This is a genomic window from Streptomyces zhihengii (assembly GCF_016919245.1).
GTDB classification, from domain to species: domain Bacteria; phylum Actinomycetota; class Actinomycetes; order Streptomycetales; family Streptomycetaceae; genus Streptomyces; species Streptomyces zhihengii.
On the sequence record NZ_JAFEJA010000001.1, the window covers coordinates 3,010,493 to 3,025,640 of the forward strand.

Annotated in this window: 15 protein-coding genes; 9 read left to right on the top strand and 6 right to left on the bottom strand. The window is 73.1% G+C overall.

Annotated elements, in window-relative coordinates:
- The first annotated feature begins 134 nt into the window (after nt 1–134).
- Both JE024_RS12315 and JE024_RS12320 read left to right on the top strand, forming a co-directional pair.
- Nucleotides 135–2,255 carry a DEAD/DEAH box helicase gene (locus JE024_RS12315; protein ID WP_244882796.1) on the top strand — a complete coding sequence of 707 codons (2,121 nt, stop codon included), beginning with the start codon at nt 135–137 and terminating at the stop codon, nt 2,253–2,255.
- Nucleotides 2,256–2,364: 109 nt separating this feature from the next.
- Nucleotides 2,365–3,222, top strand: coding sequence for an alpha/beta fold hydrolase (locus tag JE024_RS12320; protein WP_205373626.1), 858 nt, complete (start codon nt 2,365–2,367; stop codon nt 3,220–3,222).
- A 72-nt stretch (nt 3,223–3,294) separates the two neighbouring features.
- Here JE024_RS12320 and JE024_RS12325 read toward each other — a convergent pair whose 3' ends face one another.
- On the bottom strand, nt 3,295–4,218 hold the full coding sequence (locus tag JE024_RS12325) for an NYN domain-containing protein (protein ID WP_205373627.1): 924 nt from the start codon (nt 4,216–4,218) through the stop codon (nt 3,295–3,297).
- A 176-nt stretch (nt 4,219–4,394) separates the two neighbouring features.
- Here JE024_RS12325 and JE024_RS12330 point away from each other — a divergent pair, with 176 nt between their 5' ends.
- Nucleotides 4,395–4,547, top strand: coding sequence for a DUF8834 family protein (locus JE024_RS12330; RefSeq protein WP_177150633.1), 153 nt, complete (start codon nt 4,395–4,397; stop codon nt 4,545–4,547).
- A gap of 76 nt (nt 4,548–4,623) precedes the next feature.
- On the opposite strand, the gene JE024_RS12335 is transcribed toward JE024_RS12330, so the two are convergent.
- The 3 genes from JE024_RS12335 to JE024_RS12345 form a co-directional block, all read right to left on the bottom strand.
- Complete coding sequence (locus JE024_RS12335; RefSeq protein ID WP_205373628.1) at nt 4,624–5,229, bottom strand: MarC family protein; 606 nt, start codon at nt 5,227–5,229, stop codon at nt 4,624–4,626.
- A gap of 81 nt (nt 5,230–5,310) precedes the next feature.
- Nucleotides 5,311–6,174, bottom strand: a complete 864-nt coding sequence (locus JE024_RS12340) for a PHP domain-containing protein (RefSeq protein WP_205373629.1) — start codon at nt 6,172–6,174, stop codon at nt 5,311–5,313.
- A gap of 128 nt (nt 6,175–6,302) precedes the next feature.
- Nucleotides 6,303–6,941: a DUF6758 family protein gene (locus tag JE024_RS12345; RefSeq protein ID WP_205373630.1), complete on the bottom strand. Its 639-nt coding sequence runs from the start codon at nt 6,939–6,941 to the stop codon at nt 6,303–6,305.
- 185 nt (nt 6,942–7,126) lie between these two features.
- Between JE024_RS12345 and JE024_RS12350 the strand changes: the two genes are divergently transcribed.
- Entirely contained in the window at nt 7,127–8,383 is a 1,257-nt protein-coding gene (locus JE024_RS12350; RefSeq protein WP_205373631.1) for an MFS transporter, read from the top strand.
- A gap of 24 nt (nt 8,384–8,407) precedes the next feature.
- Here JE024_RS12350 and JE024_RS12355 read toward each other — a convergent pair whose 3' ends face one another.
- Entirely contained in the window at nt 8,408–8,998 is a 591-nt protein-coding gene (locus JE024_RS12355; RefSeq protein ID WP_205373632.1) for a suppressor of fused domain protein, read from the bottom strand.
- 472 nt (nt 8,999–9,470) lie between these two features.
- Between JE024_RS12355 and JE024_RS12360 the strand changes: the two genes are divergently transcribed.
- Together JE024_RS12360 and JE024_RS12365 are read left to right on the top strand one after the other, a co-directional pair.
- Nucleotides 9,471–10,586, top strand: a complete 1,116-nt coding sequence (locus tag JE024_RS12360; RefSeq protein ID WP_205373633.1) for a magnesium and cobalt transport protein CorA — start codon at nt 9,471–9,473, stop codon at nt 10,584–10,586.
- Between the two features lie 42 nt (nt 10,587–10,628).
- Nucleotides 10,629–11,138, top strand: coding sequence for a hypothetical protein (locus JE024_RS12365; RefSeq protein ID WP_205373634.1), 510 nt, complete (start codon nt 10,629–10,631; stop codon nt 11,136–11,138).
- A 29-nt stretch (nt 11,139–11,167) separates the two neighbouring features.
- Here JE024_RS12365 and JE024_RS12370 read toward each other — a convergent pair whose 3' ends face one another.
- The gene (locus JE024_RS12370) at nt 11,168–11,932 is read right to left on the bottom strand and encodes a hypothetical protein (protein WP_205373635.1); all 765 of its coding nucleotides are present in this window, start codon (nt 11,930–11,932) and stop codon (nt 11,168–11,170) included.
- 166 nt (nt 11,933–12,098) lie between these two features.
- Between JE024_RS12370 and JE024_RS12375 the strand changes: the two genes are divergently transcribed.
- Genes JE024_RS12375 through JE024_RS12385 form a run of 3 tightly spaced genes read left to right on the top strand, consistent with a single transcriptional unit; the run spans nt 12,099 to nt 15,122 of the window.
- Nucleotides 12,099–13,361, top strand: coding sequence for a magnesium transporter MgtE N-terminal domain-containing protein (locus JE024_RS12375; RefSeq protein WP_205373636.1), 1,263 nt, complete (start codon nt 12,099–12,101; stop codon nt 13,359–13,361).
- The gene (locus JE024_RS12380) at nt 13,354–13,944 is read left to right on the top strand and encodes a DUF1003 domain-containing protein (protein ID WP_205373637.1); all 591 of its coding nucleotides are present in this window, start codon (nt 13,354–13,356) and stop codon (nt 13,942–13,944) included. The genes JE024_RS12375 and JE024_RS12380 overlap by 8 nt, the downstream gene beginning before the upstream one ends.
- Before the next feature lie 44 nt (nt 13,945–13,988).
- Nucleotides 13,989–15,122 carry an Mrp/NBP35 family ATP-binding protein gene (locus tag JE024_RS12385; protein WP_205373638.1) on the top strand — a complete coding sequence of 378 codons (1,134 nt, stop codon included), beginning with the start codon at nt 13,989–13,991 and terminating at the stop codon, nt 15,120–15,122.
- Nucleotides 15,123–15,148 lie beyond the last annotated feature (26 nt).

The window sequence follows — 15,148 nt, forward strand, 5'->3', positions numbered from 1 at the left end:
CTCGTGCCGCGTCTCACAGAAGAGGCAACACCCTGACTACGCAGCCGAAGACTTTCCGGGATCTCGGGATCCTCGCCGAGACCGCCGAAGCCCTCGAGGCCGTCGGCATCGTGCACCCGTTCCCCATCCAGGAGATGACGCTCCCCGTCGCCCTCACGGGCACCGACGTCATCGGACAGGCCAAGACCGGCACCGGCAAGACGCTCGGTTTCGGCCTGCCGCTGCTGGAGCGCGTCACCGTCCCCGCCGACGTCGAGGCCGGCCGGGCGAAGCCCGAGCAGCTCACCGACGCCCCGCAGGCCCTGGTGGTCGTCCCCACCCGCGAGCTCTGCACCCAGGTCACCAACGACCTCCTGACGGCGGGCAAGGCCCGTAACGTCCGCGTGCTCGCGATCTACGGCGGCCGGGCCTACGAGCCCCAGGTCGAGGCGCTCAAGAAGGGCGTCGACGTGATCGTCGGCACGCCCGGGCGTCTGCTGGACCTGGCCGGACAGCGCAAGCTCGACCTCTCCCACGTCCGCGCCCTGGTGCTGGACGAGGCGGACGAGATGCTCGACCTGGGCTTCCTGCCCGACGTCGAGAAGATCATCCAGCAGCTTCCGCCCAAGCGGCAGACCATGCTGTTCTCGGCGACCATGCCGGGTGCCGTCATCGGTCTCGCGCGCCGCTACATGTCGCAGCCCACGCACATCCGCGCCACCGCGCCGGACGACGAGGGCGCGACCGTCGCCAACATCACCCAGCACGTCTACCGCGCGCACTCCATGGACAAGCCGGAGATGGTCTCCCGCATCCTGCAGGCCGACGGCCGCGGGCTGGCGATGATCTTCTGCCGCACCAAGCGGACCGCGGCCGACATCGCCGACCAGCTCGCCCGCCGCGGCTTCGCCTCCGGCGCGGTCCACGGCGACCTCGGCCAGGGCGCGCGCGAGCAGGCCCTGCGGGCGTTCCGCAACGGCAAGGTCGACGTGCTGGTGTGCACCGACGTCGCCGCCCGCGGCATCGACGTCGAGGGCGTGACCCACGTCATCAACTACCAGTCGCCCGAGGACGAGAAGACGTACCTGCACCGCATCGGCCGCACCGGCCGCGCGGGTGCCTCCGGTACGGCGATCACCCTGGTCGACTGGGACGACATCCCGCGCTGGCAGCTCATCAACAAGGCGCTGGACCTGAAGTTCGCCGACCCGGTCGAGACGTACTCCACCTCGCCGCACCTCTACGAGGAGCTGAAGATCCCCCAGGGCACCAAGGGTGTCCTGCCGCGTGCGGAGCGCACGCGGGCGGGTCTGGCGGCGGAGGAGCTGGAGGACCTCGGCGAGACCGGTGGCCGCGGCCGCCGCGGAAGCGCCCCGGCCCCCGCCGAGGAGCGTCCGGCGCGGACGCCGCGTCAGCGCCGCCGCACCCGTGGCGGGTCCGACCTGGCAGCGCCGTCGGTGCCGGAGCAGGCCTCGGCCGAGCCGGCCGCCGCCGAGCCGCGCACCCCGCGCCGTCGCCGCCGCACCCGTGCGGGCGCGTCCGGCCCGGCCGCCGTGGCGGTCGTGGAGACGGTCGAGAGCGGACACGTCGTCGAGCCCCGTGCCGAGGCCGCCGTGGCGGTCGCGGAGCCCGAGGCGCCGGCCGAGCCGCGCCGCCGTCGCACCCGCAAGGCCGTGGCCGAGCCGGCCGAGGCCGCGGTGGCCGTCGCCGAGCCGCCGGCGGAGGCGGAGAGCAAGCCCCGCCGCACCCGTACCCGCAAGGCCGCCCAGCCCGCCGACGCCGCGGTCGCGGTGTCCGAGGCCGCGGTGTCCGAGGCCGCCCCCCGGCGTGCCCGGGCCCCGAAGGCCGAGGCCGCGGTGGCCGTCGCCGAGCCGGTGGCGGAGGCGGAGAGCAAGCCGCGCCGCACCCGTACCCGCAAGGCCACCCAGCCCGCCGACGCCGCGGTAGCGGTGTCCGAGGCCGCAGTGGCCGTCGCCGAGCCCGTCGCCGAGACGAAGCCGCGCCGCACCCGTGCGGTCAAGGCCGTGGAGACGGCGGAGACGGCCGAGGCGGCGCCCAAGGCCCGTCGTACGCGTGCCGCCAAGGCCACCGCCGTGGACACGGTCGCCGTCGCCGAGCCGGCGGCGGAGACCGAGGCCGTGACGAAGCCCCGCCGCACCCGCAAGGCCGCCCAGCCCGCCGAGGCCGCCGTGGCCGTCGCCGAGCCCGCGGCGGAGGCGGAGAGCAAGCCCCGCCGCACGCGTGCGCGCAAGGCGGTGGCGCAGCCCGAGAGCTGACGCCCGCACGTACCGGACGGCCCGGCCCCCTTCGCGGGGGCCGGGCCGTCGGCGTGTGGTGCGTCACCCGGGGCGGGCGCGCCGGCCCCCGCGCCGTTAGCCTCGTGCCATGAGCCGCCCGCCCACCTTCGTGCCGCCCTCCTGCGCCCGCTCCGTCCGTCTGCCCACCTCCCGTGGGGAGTTCGCCGTGCTCGACGCACGGCCGGCGGGGACGCCCCGGGGCACCGCCCTGCTGCTGCCCGGCTACACCGGCAGCAAGGAGGACTTCATCGCGATGCTGGAGCCGCTGACGGCGGCCGGATACCGGGCCGTGGCGGTGGACGGGCGCGGGCAGTACGAGAGCGGCGGCCCGGACGACGAAGGGGCCTACGCCCAGGCCGCCCTGGCCGCCGATGTGCTCGCCCAGGCCGCGGCGCTGGGCGGCCCGGTGCACCTCGTCGGGCACTCGCTGGGCGGCCAGATCGCCCGTGCGGCCGTCCTGCTGGACGCCTCCCCCTTCGTGACGTTCACACTGATGTCGTCCGGGCCGGCCGAGGTGAGCCCGGACCAGCGGCAGAAGGTGAAGCTGCTCGCCGACGCGCTGGCCGTGATGACGATGGACGACGTCTGGACGGCCATGCAGGCGTTCGACGCCCCCGCCCCCGAGGACTCCCAGCGGGCAGCCGACAGCGGCCGGGAGGATCTGCGGCAGCGCTGGCTGCGCCACAGCCCGGTGCAACTGCGCGTCACCGGGCGGCAGTTGACCGTGGAGCCGGACCGGGTCGACGAGCTCGCCGCCGTGCGGACGGTGCCGAAGCACGTGGTCTCCGGGGAGCGGGACGACACCTGGCCGGTTTCGCTGCTGGACGAGATGGCGTCCCGGCTGGGGGCCGCCCGGACGGTGGTGGCCGGTGCCGAGCACTCGCCGAACACGGACCGTCCGGCCGAGACCTCCGCCGCGCTGACCGGCTTCTGGGACCGGTACTGAGGGGCTGCGGGTGCTGCCGGCTTCCGGGACCGGGGGCGGTACTGAGCCTGCGGGTGCTGCCGGCTTCCGGGATCAGTACTGGGACTGAAGGTGCTGCCAGAACCCGTCGCGCAGCGCCCGCCTGAGGGCGGCGTGTCCGCGCAGGGAGCGCTGGAGGTGGGCCTCCGCCTCGACGAGCAGCTCCTGGTCGACCGCGCCCGGCAGGTACGGGTAGCCGGGGAGCAGGTCGGCGAGCGCCTCGCTCCCCCGCTCGCCCAGCCAGGTGGCGGCGATCCGGGCGCCGACGAAGCGCACCTCGTCGCGGGAGGGCGGCGGGGCGCCCTCGTTCTCGTAGGTGGTGACGGGCCTGCGGGTGATGTACGGGCGGCAGAAGTCGAGGTCGAAGGAGCGCTGGCTGTCGACCTCCCACAGCAGCGGTTCGGCCTGGTTGCGGCCCTCGGCGGCCTCGACGCCCCAGAGGTGGACCCGGGCGCCGTAGCCCTGGGCGGCCTCGACGGCCGGGACGAGGTCCTCGTCGCCCCCGACGAGCGCGGCGTCGCTGATGGCGCGGTGGCGGGCGAGGGACTCCAGATCGCTGCGGATGAGGGAGTCGACGCCCTTCTGCTGGTTGTTGGCGTTGAGGTTGCCGAGCCGCACCTTGACGTCGGGCAGCTCGGCGACGGCCTGCTGCTCGGGGGTGTGGATCCGGCGGCGGGCGCCGTCGTACCAGTAGACCCTCAGCAGGCGGCTGTCCGCGAAGATGGTGCGCGCGGTGTCGATGAACGCCTCGATGAGCCCTTCGGCGTCGAGGTCGAAGGAGCGCCTGTCCTCGGTGCCCGCGACCAGCAATCCGGCCGAAGCATAGACGTAACCGGCGTCGACGAAGATGGCGTGTGTCGACGGGGTCTTCGCGACCTCGGCGAGCATCCGCTCCAGGAGTGCGTTGGTGCGCTCCAGGCGGGCTGCGACACCGGCCGCGTCGACGGTGGGCTGGGGGGCGTGCTCTGCGTCGTCCATACGCGCCTCATTGTGCGCGGCCGGGACCCTACCCGCCAGTAGTTAGGCATCCGAAAAATTTCCTTAGCGTAGGGAATGTTTGCAGGATGCATGGCGTTGTAGACCCCGACACACGGGCGGAGAATTCCGTCTGTCAGCAGTTCTCCTTCAGGAGGATCAGACGAAGGGAGAAGCCCTTGCGCTTCGAGATCATGCGACTGGACGACGTCGACGGCACGGCCGTGGACAGCACCGTCGTGGACGCCGCCTCCGTCAACCGGATCGTGCAGCAGGCCGCTTCGATCGGTCAGCGCATTCTCATCCGGCCCGCCGAGACATCGGCTTCGTAACCCTTGCGAGCAGCCGCTCGCACCGCGCCCCCGTACGGACCGACCGTACGGGGGCGCGGTGCGTCGCGGGGCGTGCTCAGGCGCCCTGGACGACCTGGGTGACGCCGTTGATGATCTGCTGGACGGCGATGGCGGAGAGCATCATGCCCGCCAGGCGGGTCACCAGGACCACGCCGCCGTCCTTGATGACCCGGATGATCAGCAGCGAGTAGCGCATGGTCAGCCAGAGCACCACGTGCATGGCCACGATCGCGGCCCAGACCGAGACCTGCCGCGCGGCGCTGTCGGCGTGCTGCACCGCGAGGATGACCGACACGATGGCGCCCGGGCCGGCGAGCAGCGGCATGCCGAGGGGCACCAGCGCGACGTTGACGTCCTTGGTCTGCTGCGGCTCGTCGGTCTTGCCGGTGAGCAGGTCGAGGGCGATCAGCAGCAGGAGCAGTCCGCCGGCGATCATCAGCGCCGGCACGGAGACGTGCAGGTAGTCGAGGATCTGCTGCCCGAGGATGCCGAAGACGGTGATGACGCCGAAGGCGACGGCGACCGCCTGCCAGGCCATCCGCCGCTGCACCTTGGCGGGCCGGCCGGAGGTGAGGGCGAGGAAGATCGGGGTGATCCCGGGGGGATCCATGATGACGAAGAGGGTCAGGAACAGGGAGCCGAAAACGGCAGCGTCGAACACGTGAAGGGCCTTGCGGGAGAAGGGGTCGTGCGGGTGGGCGGCGGGGCGGGCGCCTTCCGGCGGATCGGGGCCGGAGGGGCCCTACGGGCGGGGTCCGCCGGTACCGGGCACCGGGAACGCGCCGGTGGCGCGCCGGGTGATCTCGCCGTAGATCTCGGGGTCGGTGGTGTACTCGCCGAGGCGGCAGGTCTTGCGGCTGCCGTGGTAGTCGCTGGACCCGGTCGTCAGCAGGCCGAGGTCGCCCGCCAGCGCGCGCAGCCGGGCGCGCGCCGCCTCGTCGTGGTCCATGTGGTCGACCTCCACGCCGTCGAGGCCGCAGGCGGCCAGTTCGGCGAGGGCGCTCTCGGGGACCGTGCGGCCGCGCTTCACGGCGAGGGGGTGCGCGAGGACGGTGACGCCGCCGGCGGCCTTGACCAGGCGGACCGCGGTGAAGGGGTCGAGTTCGTGCTTCTCGGCGTAGGCCCGGCCGCCGTCGGCGAGCCAGGCGGGCGTGAAGGCGTCCGAGACCGAGGCGACCACGCCCAGCTCGACCAGAGCCTCCGCGATGTGGGGGCGTCCGACGGACCCGTCACCGGCGATACGGGCCACCTGGTCCCACTCGACCGGGACGCCGAGCTCCCGGAGCCTGCGGATCATCGTCCGGGCGCGCGGCACCCGGTCGTCGCGTACGAGCTCGCGCTCGCGCAGCAGCTCCGGCTCCTCCGGGTCGAAGAGGTAGGCCAGCATGTGCAGGCCCACGCCGTCGAGGCGGCAGGAGAGTTCGGCGCCGGTGACCAGGGTGAGGCCCTCGGGGACCGCGGCCGCGGCCTCGGCGTGGCCCCGGGTGGTGTCGTGGTCGGTGAGCGCGACGACGTCCAGGCCGGCCGCGGCGGCGCCCAGCACCAGACCGGCCGGGGAGTCCGTGCCGTCGGACGCGGTGGAGTGGGTGTGCAGATCGATGCGCACGACGCTGGCTCCACGGCTCGGGACGGACAGGGGACGCTCCAGGATAACGGGCGCGAGAGGCCGCGCCGACACCGGCAGGTAATAAGACCTCCCGCGCACTGCCCCTTACCGCGACGGTGCCGCCCCGGCTACGAGAGCAGCCTCGGCGACAGGGCTCCGCACGGCAGCAGCTCGACCTCGGCGCCCGCGTCGCGCAGGTCGGTGAGCACCAGCTCGTCGTAGAGCAGCAGACCGGACTGCTCGGGCCAGACGATCGCCCACAGCCACAGCCCCCGCGCCTCCCCCGCGAACACCGCCCGGTCCGGCGGGGCGTCCGCCACGTGCCACAGGGGGGTGGGGCGGCCCGCGGCCAGCACCTTGGCGTGCGGGGCGCGGTCGACCTCGATGTGCGGGCCCGGGTCGGGGCCGTCCATTCCCGCGAAGCGGGCCCCGAGGCCGACTCCGAGCTCCTCGGCCACCAGCAGCAGTTCGCCGATGCCGCCGAGCGGGCCGGGCCCGGAGCACGCCACCGCGGTCGCCCGGCCGCCGCTGCGGTCGTCGCCCGCGTAGGCGACGCCGGTGAACAGCCAGCCCACGGGGAGCGGCCATGGCATCCAGACGGGGACCTGCGCGCGGTTCACCACGACGCCGAGGGCTTCGACACTCGGCGGGATCACCGGCTGGAGCGGATACACGGCGCCGTGCACGTCGCATTGCCAGGCGTCGGCAAAAAGTCCGGGCGCCCGCACCCGGCCACCACACTTCGGGCAACTGGGTTCGCCCCTCATAGTGCCCCACGGTCCTCCCAGGTCGACTCCGCGTCAAGGACGATCACCCGTCCGGAGCGCGCCCCTGCCGGGGCAGCACGCCGACCAAGTAGATGTATCTTGCATTTATTAGCCTGTCTAAATTATCGTCCGCAGGGACCGACCGTCAGCCGCGGACACGGCGCAGACCACGAGGAGGAGCCGCCATGCAGGGAAAGGACCGCGGGCCGGGCCACGCCGACGACCCGTTCGACGAAGGGGCGCACAGCATCCTGCGGCAGCCGGTGGCCGTCTGGGCGACCGCCGGCGCCGCCGTCGTGGCCTTCATGGGCATCGGCCTGGTGGACCCGATCCTGCCCTCCATCGCCCAGGGCCTGGGCGCCACGCCCAGCCAGGTGTCGCTGCTGTTCACGTCGTACTTCCTGATCACCGCGTTCGCGATGCTCGTCACCGGCTTCGTCTCCAGCCGCATCGGCGGCCGCCGCACGCTGCTGGCCGGGCTCGCCCTCGTGATCGTCTTCGCGGCGCTCTCCGGCACCTCCGGATCCGTCGGCGAACTCGTCGGCTTCCGGGCCGGCTGGGGCCTCGGGAACGCCCTGTTCGTGTCGACGTCCCTCGCCGTCATCGTCGGCGCGGCGGCCGGCGGGAGCGCGGCGGCGATCCTGCTGTACGAGTCGGCCCTGGGCCTCGGCATGGCCTGCGGGCCGCTGCTGGGCGCCGTCCTCGGCGACGCGAGCTGGCGCTACCCGTTCTTCGGGACGGCCGCGCTGATGGCCGTGGGCTTCCTGTGCATCGCCGTGTTCCTGAGGGAGCAGCCGCGGCCCGCCCGCAGGATCTCGCTGCTGGACCCGCTCAGGGCGCTCGGGCACGGGGGCCTCGCGTCCGCCGCGGCGTCGGCGTTCTTCTACAACTACGCCTTCTTCACCGTCCTCGCGTTCACGCCGTTCGTGCTGGACATGACGCCGTACGCCTCGGGCGGGGTGTTCTTCGCCTGGGGCGTCCTGCTCGCGGTGTTCTCCGTCCTGGTGGCCCCGCGCCTCCAGGAGCGCCTCGGCTCGATCCGGGTGCTCACGGGCGCCTTGGTGCTGCTCGCCGCGGACGTCGTGGTGCTCGGCTACGGCGGCCACACCACGGCGGTGGTGTGCACGGTCCTCTCGGGGGCGTTCATCGGCGTCAGCAACACCGTCTTCACCGAGCTGGCCCTCGGCGTGTCCGACGCGCCCCGGCCGGTGGCGAGCGCCGGGTACAACTTCGTGCGCTGGTTCGCCGCGGCGGCCGCGCCCTTCCTGGCGCCCCGGATCGAGGAGTGGAGCGACATCCACACGCCGTTCACCGTCGCCGGCGCGGCCGCGCTGACCGGCGCCGGCATCGTCTGGGCCCGGCGCGCCGCGCTGGGCCGCGAGGCGCGGGAGCAGGAGCCGCGCCACCTCACCGGGGACGGCGCGGCCGTCTTCGCCGACTGAGACACGCCGGACGGCGGAGGCCGGTCAGTCCAGGCTCACCGGCCTGCGCAGCGGATCGCGCAGGTCGGTGCCGTGGCCGAGCCAGCGCTCCTGGAGCGCGGCGGCGCCGTGCACCCGCTTCCACGCGGCCTCGTTCGACGTCATCGGCAGCAGCGGCAGGAAGCGCACCGGCTCCATCGGCCCGGACAGCTCCAGGTCCTCCACCAGACCGCCGGGCTCCGCCACCAGCACCGAGGTGAACGCGGCCCCCGGCCACAGGGGCTCCCCTACGTCCAGGGAGGCGCCGGGCGCCACCACCACCCCCTCCACCTGCGGGGACGCGGCCAGCACCGCGAGCGGGCGCAGCACCTTGTCGGTGTCCGCCCGCCCGGCCCGCACGGAGAGCACCAGCTCGGCCCGGGGGCCCTTGTGCGGGTCGGCGAAGGCGGCCGTGGGATCGGCCATCGGGCTCGCCGACATGCCGAGCGTGGCGTAGCGCACGAGACCGGCGTCCGCGTCCTGAAAGCGCAGCACCTCGATGCGGTCCGTGCCGAGGAACGTGACGGCGGCGCGCGCGTCCGGCTCACCCAGGGCGCTGCGCAGGCGGGCTTCGACCGATGCGAGAACTTCTTCCATGCGGCGAGCATAGGTCGCGTAAGGAACGGGCAAACACAGGGATTGACCCGTTGTCGGCTGATAGTCTTGGCCGCTGGTCGGGACGGCACGCAGGGGCATCTCCCCGCGGCCGCCGAGGAGGTAGCCCTCCGGTCCCGACGACACGTCGTCCCTCACGGGGGACCGGCCGGAGGAGGTGGGGCTGCGATGGACCGAAGTCGATCGTGCAGTACCAACAGCTCTTCCGCGCGACACCTTTCCCCGCGTCACGCCTGATCCCGGCGCACCGCCGAGCGGTGCGGTGCCCGTGCTCCGACCGCACGGGCCGCCCACGGCTTCTCGCACGACGGAAGAGCCTCGTTCCTCCCTGTCTGTAGCGAACGCCGTCACCGCGATCGTGCGGTGCCGCCCGCTTTGCGGACGTATGCCTCACGTCCCCATTCCGGGCTGTGCCACGTCTGTCGCCGACGGCCTCTCCGTGAAGGAGCCAGCCATGTCGATGATCCGTGACCTGCGCGCAGCGGTCCGCCCCTCGCTGCGCAAGAGCAGCGCCCCGTACAGCACCTACGACGCCACCCGTGACCCCTCGGCCTCCAGCGCGGTCGTCGACTGCGCCGTCTACCGCGACGGCAGGCGGCTGGAGAGCGACGCCTGCCAGACGCCGCACGAGGCGATGCTCCGGGTGCGCGAGGGAGGCGGCTTCGCCTGGATCGGCCTGCACGAGCCGACGGAGTCCGAATTCGCGGGCATCGCCGCGGAGTTCGGTCTGCACCCGCTGGCGGTCGAGGACGCCGTCCACGCCCACCAGCGGCCCAAGCTGGAGCGTTACGACGACACCCTGTTCACCGTCTTCAAGACGATCCACTACGTGGAGCACGCCGAGCTGACGGCGACCAGCGAGGTCGTCGAGACCGGCGAGGTGATGGTCTTCACCGGACGGGACTTCGTCATCACCGTCCGGCACGGCGGCAAGGGCTCGCTGCGCGCCCTGCGCTACGGCCTCCAGAAGGACGCCGACCTGCTCTCCAAGGGCCCCTCCGCGGTGCTGCACGCCATCGCCGACCATGTCGTCGACGGGTACATCGCGGTGGCGTCCGCCGTGCAGGACGACATCGACGAGGTGGAGATCGACGTCTTCTCCGCCCCGGCCAAGGGCGGCCCCCGCGGCAGCGACGCCGGGCGGATCTACCAGCTCAAGCGCGAGGTGCTGGAGTTCAAGCGGGCCGTGTCCCCGCTGCTGCGGCCGATGCAGCTGCTGAGCGAGCGGCCGATGCGCCTGGTGGACCCGGACATCCAGAAGTACTTCCGGGACGTCGCCGACCACCTCGCCCGCGTCCAGGAGGAGGTCATCGGCTTCGACGAACTGCTGAACTCCATCCTCCAGGCCAACCTCGCCCAGGCGACCGTGGCCCAGAACGAGGACATGCGCAAGATCACCTCCTGGGCGGCGATCATCGCCGTCCCGACGGCGGTCTGCGGGATCTACGGCATGAACTTCGACCACATGCCGGAGCTCCAGTGGAAGTACGGCTACCCGATGGTGCTGACCGGCATCGCGGTGATCTGCTTCGCGATCCACCGCTCCCTCAAGCGCAACGGCTGGCTGTAGCACCGTGGACGGGCGGGCCGGGGCGCTCGGTAGGCTTCCGGCATGACAACCCCACCGCTCGCCAGGGCGCTCGTCGAGGAGGCCACCAAGAAGTCCGGCCTCGTCTGGGTCCGCGGCGAGGGCCCGGCGCGCGCCCTGTGGCACGTGTGGCACGACGGTGCCGCGCTCGTCGTCGGCGACGGGCCGGGCGAGCAGCCGCTGCCCGGTCTGGCGGACGGCGGCGCCGCCGAGGTGACCGTCCGGAGCAAGGACAAGGGCGGCCGGCTGGTCGTCTGGACCGCGTCCGTACGGCAGTTGACGCCCGGTTCGCCGGAGTGGGACGCGGCCGTCGGCGAGCTCAGGGGGAAGCGGCTGAACGCGCCGGACGCGGAGCGGATGACGGAGCGCTGGGCCCGCGAGTGCCGCGTCCTGCGGCTGGAGCCGCGCGAGGCGTTCACCGAGATGTCCGACGAGTCCCTCGCCGCCGCCCCGCTGCCCAGCGACGCGGTCACCCGCCGGCCGGCCCCCGCGGCGCTGCCGAAGCTGCTCCTGCGGCGCTCGCGGCGCCGCTGACGCCCCGCGGGGCCCGGGTCGGGGTGCCGTCAGCCGCCGGACGACGTGGGGAGCTGACGGCCGTAGTCGAGGGTGTCGCCCTTGGCCGGTTCGGCGAGCGGGAAGTCCTTGTCCCATTCGCCGAGCAGCAGCACGCCCGCGCCCGCCGCCCGCGCGAACTGCAGCGGATACGGCTGCCCGATCAGCGCCACGTCGAGGACGCCGCCGGCCCCCTCGGAGGCGAGCACCTTGATGGTCTTCACGCCGCCGACCTGCGTGCGGTCGCCCTTGCTCAGCTCGCCCTGCATCCCGAGCAGCCCGTCCAGGAGCTGGTCCATGTCGGTGAAGCCGCGGAACCGCTTGTACGACGGGTCGTTCTGAGGCACCTTCACGTACTTGTCGCCGAGCTTCTTCGCCGCCTCGGCGTCGGCCTTGCCCGGCTCACCGCCGTCGCCGCCGGCGCCGCTCCAGAAGCCGGCGTCGGCCTTGAGGAAGAGGGCGTCGCCGATCCGCAGCAGCTCGAAGGTGTTGTCCTTCGAGGTGACCGAGCCGCTCGCGCCCTCCTGCTTGAGGCGCATGTTCAGCTTGTACGTGCCGCCCTTGCTGACCAGGGTCCCCGACAGGCGGACCGCCTCGGCCCCGTCCACCGCCGTCCGCGCCTTCTCCTCGATCTCCTCGGCACTGAGCTTGCCGATCCCGTTCGTGCCCGCGTCCGGGTCCTCGCCGCAGGCCGTGAGCCCGGCGGACAGTCCGGCGCACAGCACCGCGGCGACAGCGGCCCGGCCCGCCCGGCCGGCCGAAGGGAGGGGAGTCACCAGCACCCTGCCTCTCATCTCTGGGGGGTTGGCAGACCGCAGCGTACCTGTGCCCGCGGGGCGCGCCCGCAGCCAGCCGTACGGAGGTGGGCCGGGGGCGCCCCGGAACGGTACGGGCTAGCCTGAACCCGTCGAACAGCAGGTTTCCCGGCAAAGGAGGCGCGGTATGGCGGCGGGCGCCCCCCGGGTCTTCGTCTCGCACATCGCGGGCGTTCCCGTCTTCGATCCCAACGGCGACCAGGTCGGCCGGGTGCGCGACCTGGTGGCGATGCTCCGCGTCGGACGCCGGCCGCCGCGGCTGCTGGGGCTGGTCGTCGAGGTGATCAGCAGGCGCCGTATCTTCCTGCCCATGACACGGGTGACGGGCGTGGAATCCGGACAGGTCATCACCACGGGTGTGCTGAACGTGCGCCGCTTCGAGCAGCGCCCCACCGAACGCCTCGTCCTCGGCGAGCTGCTCGACCGGCGGGTGCGCCTGGTGGAGAGCGGCGAGGAGGTCACCGTCCTCGACGTCGCGGTCCAGCAGCTCCCCGCCCGGCGCGACTGGGAGATCGACAAGGTCTTCGTCCGCAAGGGCAAGGGCGGCGCCCTGCGCCGCAAGGGCGAGACGCTGACGGTGGAGTGGTCCGCCGTCACCGGCTTCTCGCTGGAGGAGGACGGACAGGGCGCCGAGAGCCTGCTGGCCACCTTCGAGCAGCTCCGGCCGGCGGACCTCGCCAATGTGCTGCACCACCTGTCGCCCAAGCGCCGGGCCGAGGTCGCCGCCGCGCTCGACGACGACCGGCTGGCCGACGTGCTGGAGGAACTCCCCGACGACGACCAGGTGGAGATCCTCGGCAAGCTCAAGGAGGAGCGGGCCGCCGACGTGCTGGAGGCCATGGACCCGGACGACGCCGCGGACCTGCTCTCCGAACTCCCCGAGGAGGACAAGGAGCGGCTGCTGACCCTGATGCGCCCCGACGACGCCGCCGACGTGCGCCGGCTGCTGTCGTACGAGGAGCGCACCGCGGGCGGCCTGATGACCACCGAGCCGATCGTGCTGCGCCCGGACGCCACGGTCGCCGACGCCCTGGCCCGGGTGCGCGCGGCCGACCTCTCCCCGGCGCTCGCCGCCCAGGTGTACGTGTGCAGGCCGCCGGACGAGACGCCGACCGGCAAGTACCTGGGCACGGTGCACTTCCAGCGGCTGCTGCGGGACCCGCCGTTCACCCTGGTCAGCTCGATCGTCGACAACGACCTCCCGCCGCTGTCGCCGGACACCGCGCTGCCCGCGGTCACCAGCTACCTCGCCGCCTACAACATGGTCGCCGCGCCGGTCGTCGACGAGAGCGGGTCCCTGCTGGGCGCGGTGACCGTCGACGACGTCCTCGACCACCTGCTGCCCGACGACTGGCGGGAGACCGAGTTCGAGGAGTCCGCCCATGGGTAGCGGCGACGGCGGCCAGGGCGAGCGGAGCGAGCCGCGCGACCGGATGCCGGCGGGCGCCAGCGCCTCCTCGCGCCGGGTGCGCCTGGACCTGCCGCGCATGCCGCGCCGGAGTCTGCTGCCGGACTACGACCCGGAGGCGTTCGGGCGGTTCTCGGAGAACATCGCGCGGTTCCTCGGCACCGGCCGGTTCCTCGTCTGGATGACCCTGACGATCGTCGCCTGGGTGGTGTGGAACATCGCCGCCCCCGAGGACCTGCGCTTCGACGAGTACCCGTTCATCTTCCTGACCCTGGTGCTGTCGCTCCAGGCGTCGTACGCGGCGCCGCTGATCCTGCTGGCGCAGAACCGCCAGGACGACCGGGACCGGGTCAACCTGGAGCAGGACCGCAAGCAGAACGAGCGGTCCATCGCGGACACCGAGTACCTGACCCGGGAGATCGCCGCGCTGCGGATGGGCCTCGGCGAGGTCGCCACCCGCGACTGGATCCGCTCGGAGCTGGAGGACCTGGTGCGGGAGCTGGAGGAGCGCCGCGCCGTATTCCCGGCACGGCCCGCGGACCACCGTGACGAAGGCGACCGCTGACGGGTCTTTCCGGAGGTGGCGGGCAGCGCCGTACCATCGTCGGTATGGCTACGGAAGACGCGGTGCTCGAGGCACTGGCGACGGTGAACGACCCCGAGATCAACCGACCGATCACCGACCTGGGCATGGTGAAGTCGGTCACGGTCGGGGACGACGGCACGGTCGCCGTCACGGTGTACCTGACCGTCTCGGGCTGCCCCATGCGGGAGACGATCACCAGGAACGTCACGGAGGCGGTCGCCCGCCTCGACGGCGTCACGGCGGTGGACGTCACGCTGGACGTGATGAGCGACGAGCAGCGCAAGGACCTCGCGGCATCGCTGCGCGGCACCACCGCGGAACGCGAGGTGCCCTTCGCCAAGCCCGGCTCGCTGACCCGTGTCTACGCGGTGGCCTCCGGCAAGGGCGGTGTGGGCAAGTCCTCCGTGACCGTGAACCTGGCGGCCGCGATGGCGGCGGACGGTCTGAAGGTCGGCGTCGTGGACGCCGACATCTACGGCCACAGCGTGCCCCGCATGCTGGGCGCGGACGGCCGGCCCACCCAGGTCGAGAACATGATCATGCCGCCGTCGGCGAACGGCGTGAAGGTCATCTCCATCGGCATGTTCACCCCGGGCAACGCGCCCGTGGTGTGGCGCGGCCCGATGCTGCACCGGGCGCTCCAGCAGTTCCTCGCGGACGTCTACTGGGGCGACCTCGACGTGCTGCTGCTCGACCTGCCCCCGGGCACCGGCGACATCGCCATCTCCGTCGCCCAGCTCGTGCCGAACGCCGAGATCCTCGTCGTCACCACCCCGCAGCAGGCCGCGGCCGAGGTCGCCGAACGCGCCGGGTCCATCGCCGTCCAGACGCACCAGAAGATCGTGGGCGTCGTCGAGAACATGTCGGGCCTGCCGTGCCCGCACTGCGACGAGATGGTCGACGTCTTCGGCACCGGCGGCGGCCAGAAGGTCGCGGACGGGCTGACGAAGACCACCGGCGCGAGCGTGCCGGTGCTCGGCTCGATCCCGATCGACGTCCGGCTGCGCGAGGGCGGCGACGAGGGCCGGCCCGTGGTCCTGACCGACCCCGAGTCCCCCGCGGGCTCCGCGCTCCGCGCGATCGCGGGGAAGCTCGGCGGACGCCAGCGCGGCCTGTCGGGCATGTCACTGGGCATCACCCCGCGCAACAAGTTCTGACACCCGGCGCCCCGTCGCCCCCCGGC

What these genes read in the sequence shown, in the direction of transcription:
- JE024_RS12350 (WP_205373631.1), top strand. Translation starts at nt 7,127, where the DNA reads ATGCAGGGAAAGGACCGCGGGCCGGGCCACGCCGACGACCCGTTCGAC.
- JE024_RS12385 (WP_205373638.1), top strand. Translation starts at nt 13,989, where the DNA reads ATGGCTACGGAAGACGCGGTGCTCGAGGCACTGGCGACGGTGAACGAC.
- JE024_RS12345 (WP_205373630.1), bottom strand. Translation starts at nt 6,941, where the DNA reads ATGAGGGGCGAACCCAGTTGCCCGAAGTGTGGTGGCCGGGTGCGGGCG.
- JE024_RS12320 (WP_205373626.1), top strand. Translation starts at nt 2,365, where the DNA reads ATGAGCCGCCCGCCCACCTTCGTGCCGCCCTCCTGCGCCCGCTCCGTC.
- JE024_RS12355 (WP_205373632.1), bottom strand. Translation starts at nt 8,998, where the DNA reads ATGGAAGAAGTTCTCGCATCGGTCGAAGCCCGCCTGCGCAGCGCCCTG.
- JE024_RS12315 (WP_244882796.1), top strand. Translation starts at nt 135, where the DNA reads ATGACGCTCCCCGTCGCCCTCACGGGCACCGACGTCATCGGACAGGCC.
- JE024_RS12325 (WP_205373627.1), bottom strand. Translation starts at nt 4,218, where the DNA reads ATGGACGACGCAGAGCACGCCCCCCAGCCCACCGTCGACGCGGCCGGT.
- JE024_RS12380 (WP_205373637.1), top strand. Translation starts at nt 13,354, where the DNA reads ATGGGTAGCGGCGACGGCGGCCAGGGCGAGCGGAGCGAGCCGCGCGAC.
- JE024_RS12375 (WP_205373636.1), top strand. Translation starts at nt 12,099, where the DNA reads ATGGCGGCGGGCGCCCCCCGGGTCTTCGTCTCGCACATCGCGGGCGTT.
- JE024_RS12360 (WP_205373633.1), top strand. Translation starts at nt 9,471, where the DNA reads ATGTCGATGATCCGTGACCTGCGCGCAGCGGTCCGCCCCTCGCTGCGC.
- JE024_RS12365 (WP_205373634.1), top strand. Translation starts at nt 10,629, where the DNA reads ATGACAACCCCACCGCTCGCCAGGGCGCTCGTCGAGGAGGCCACCAAG.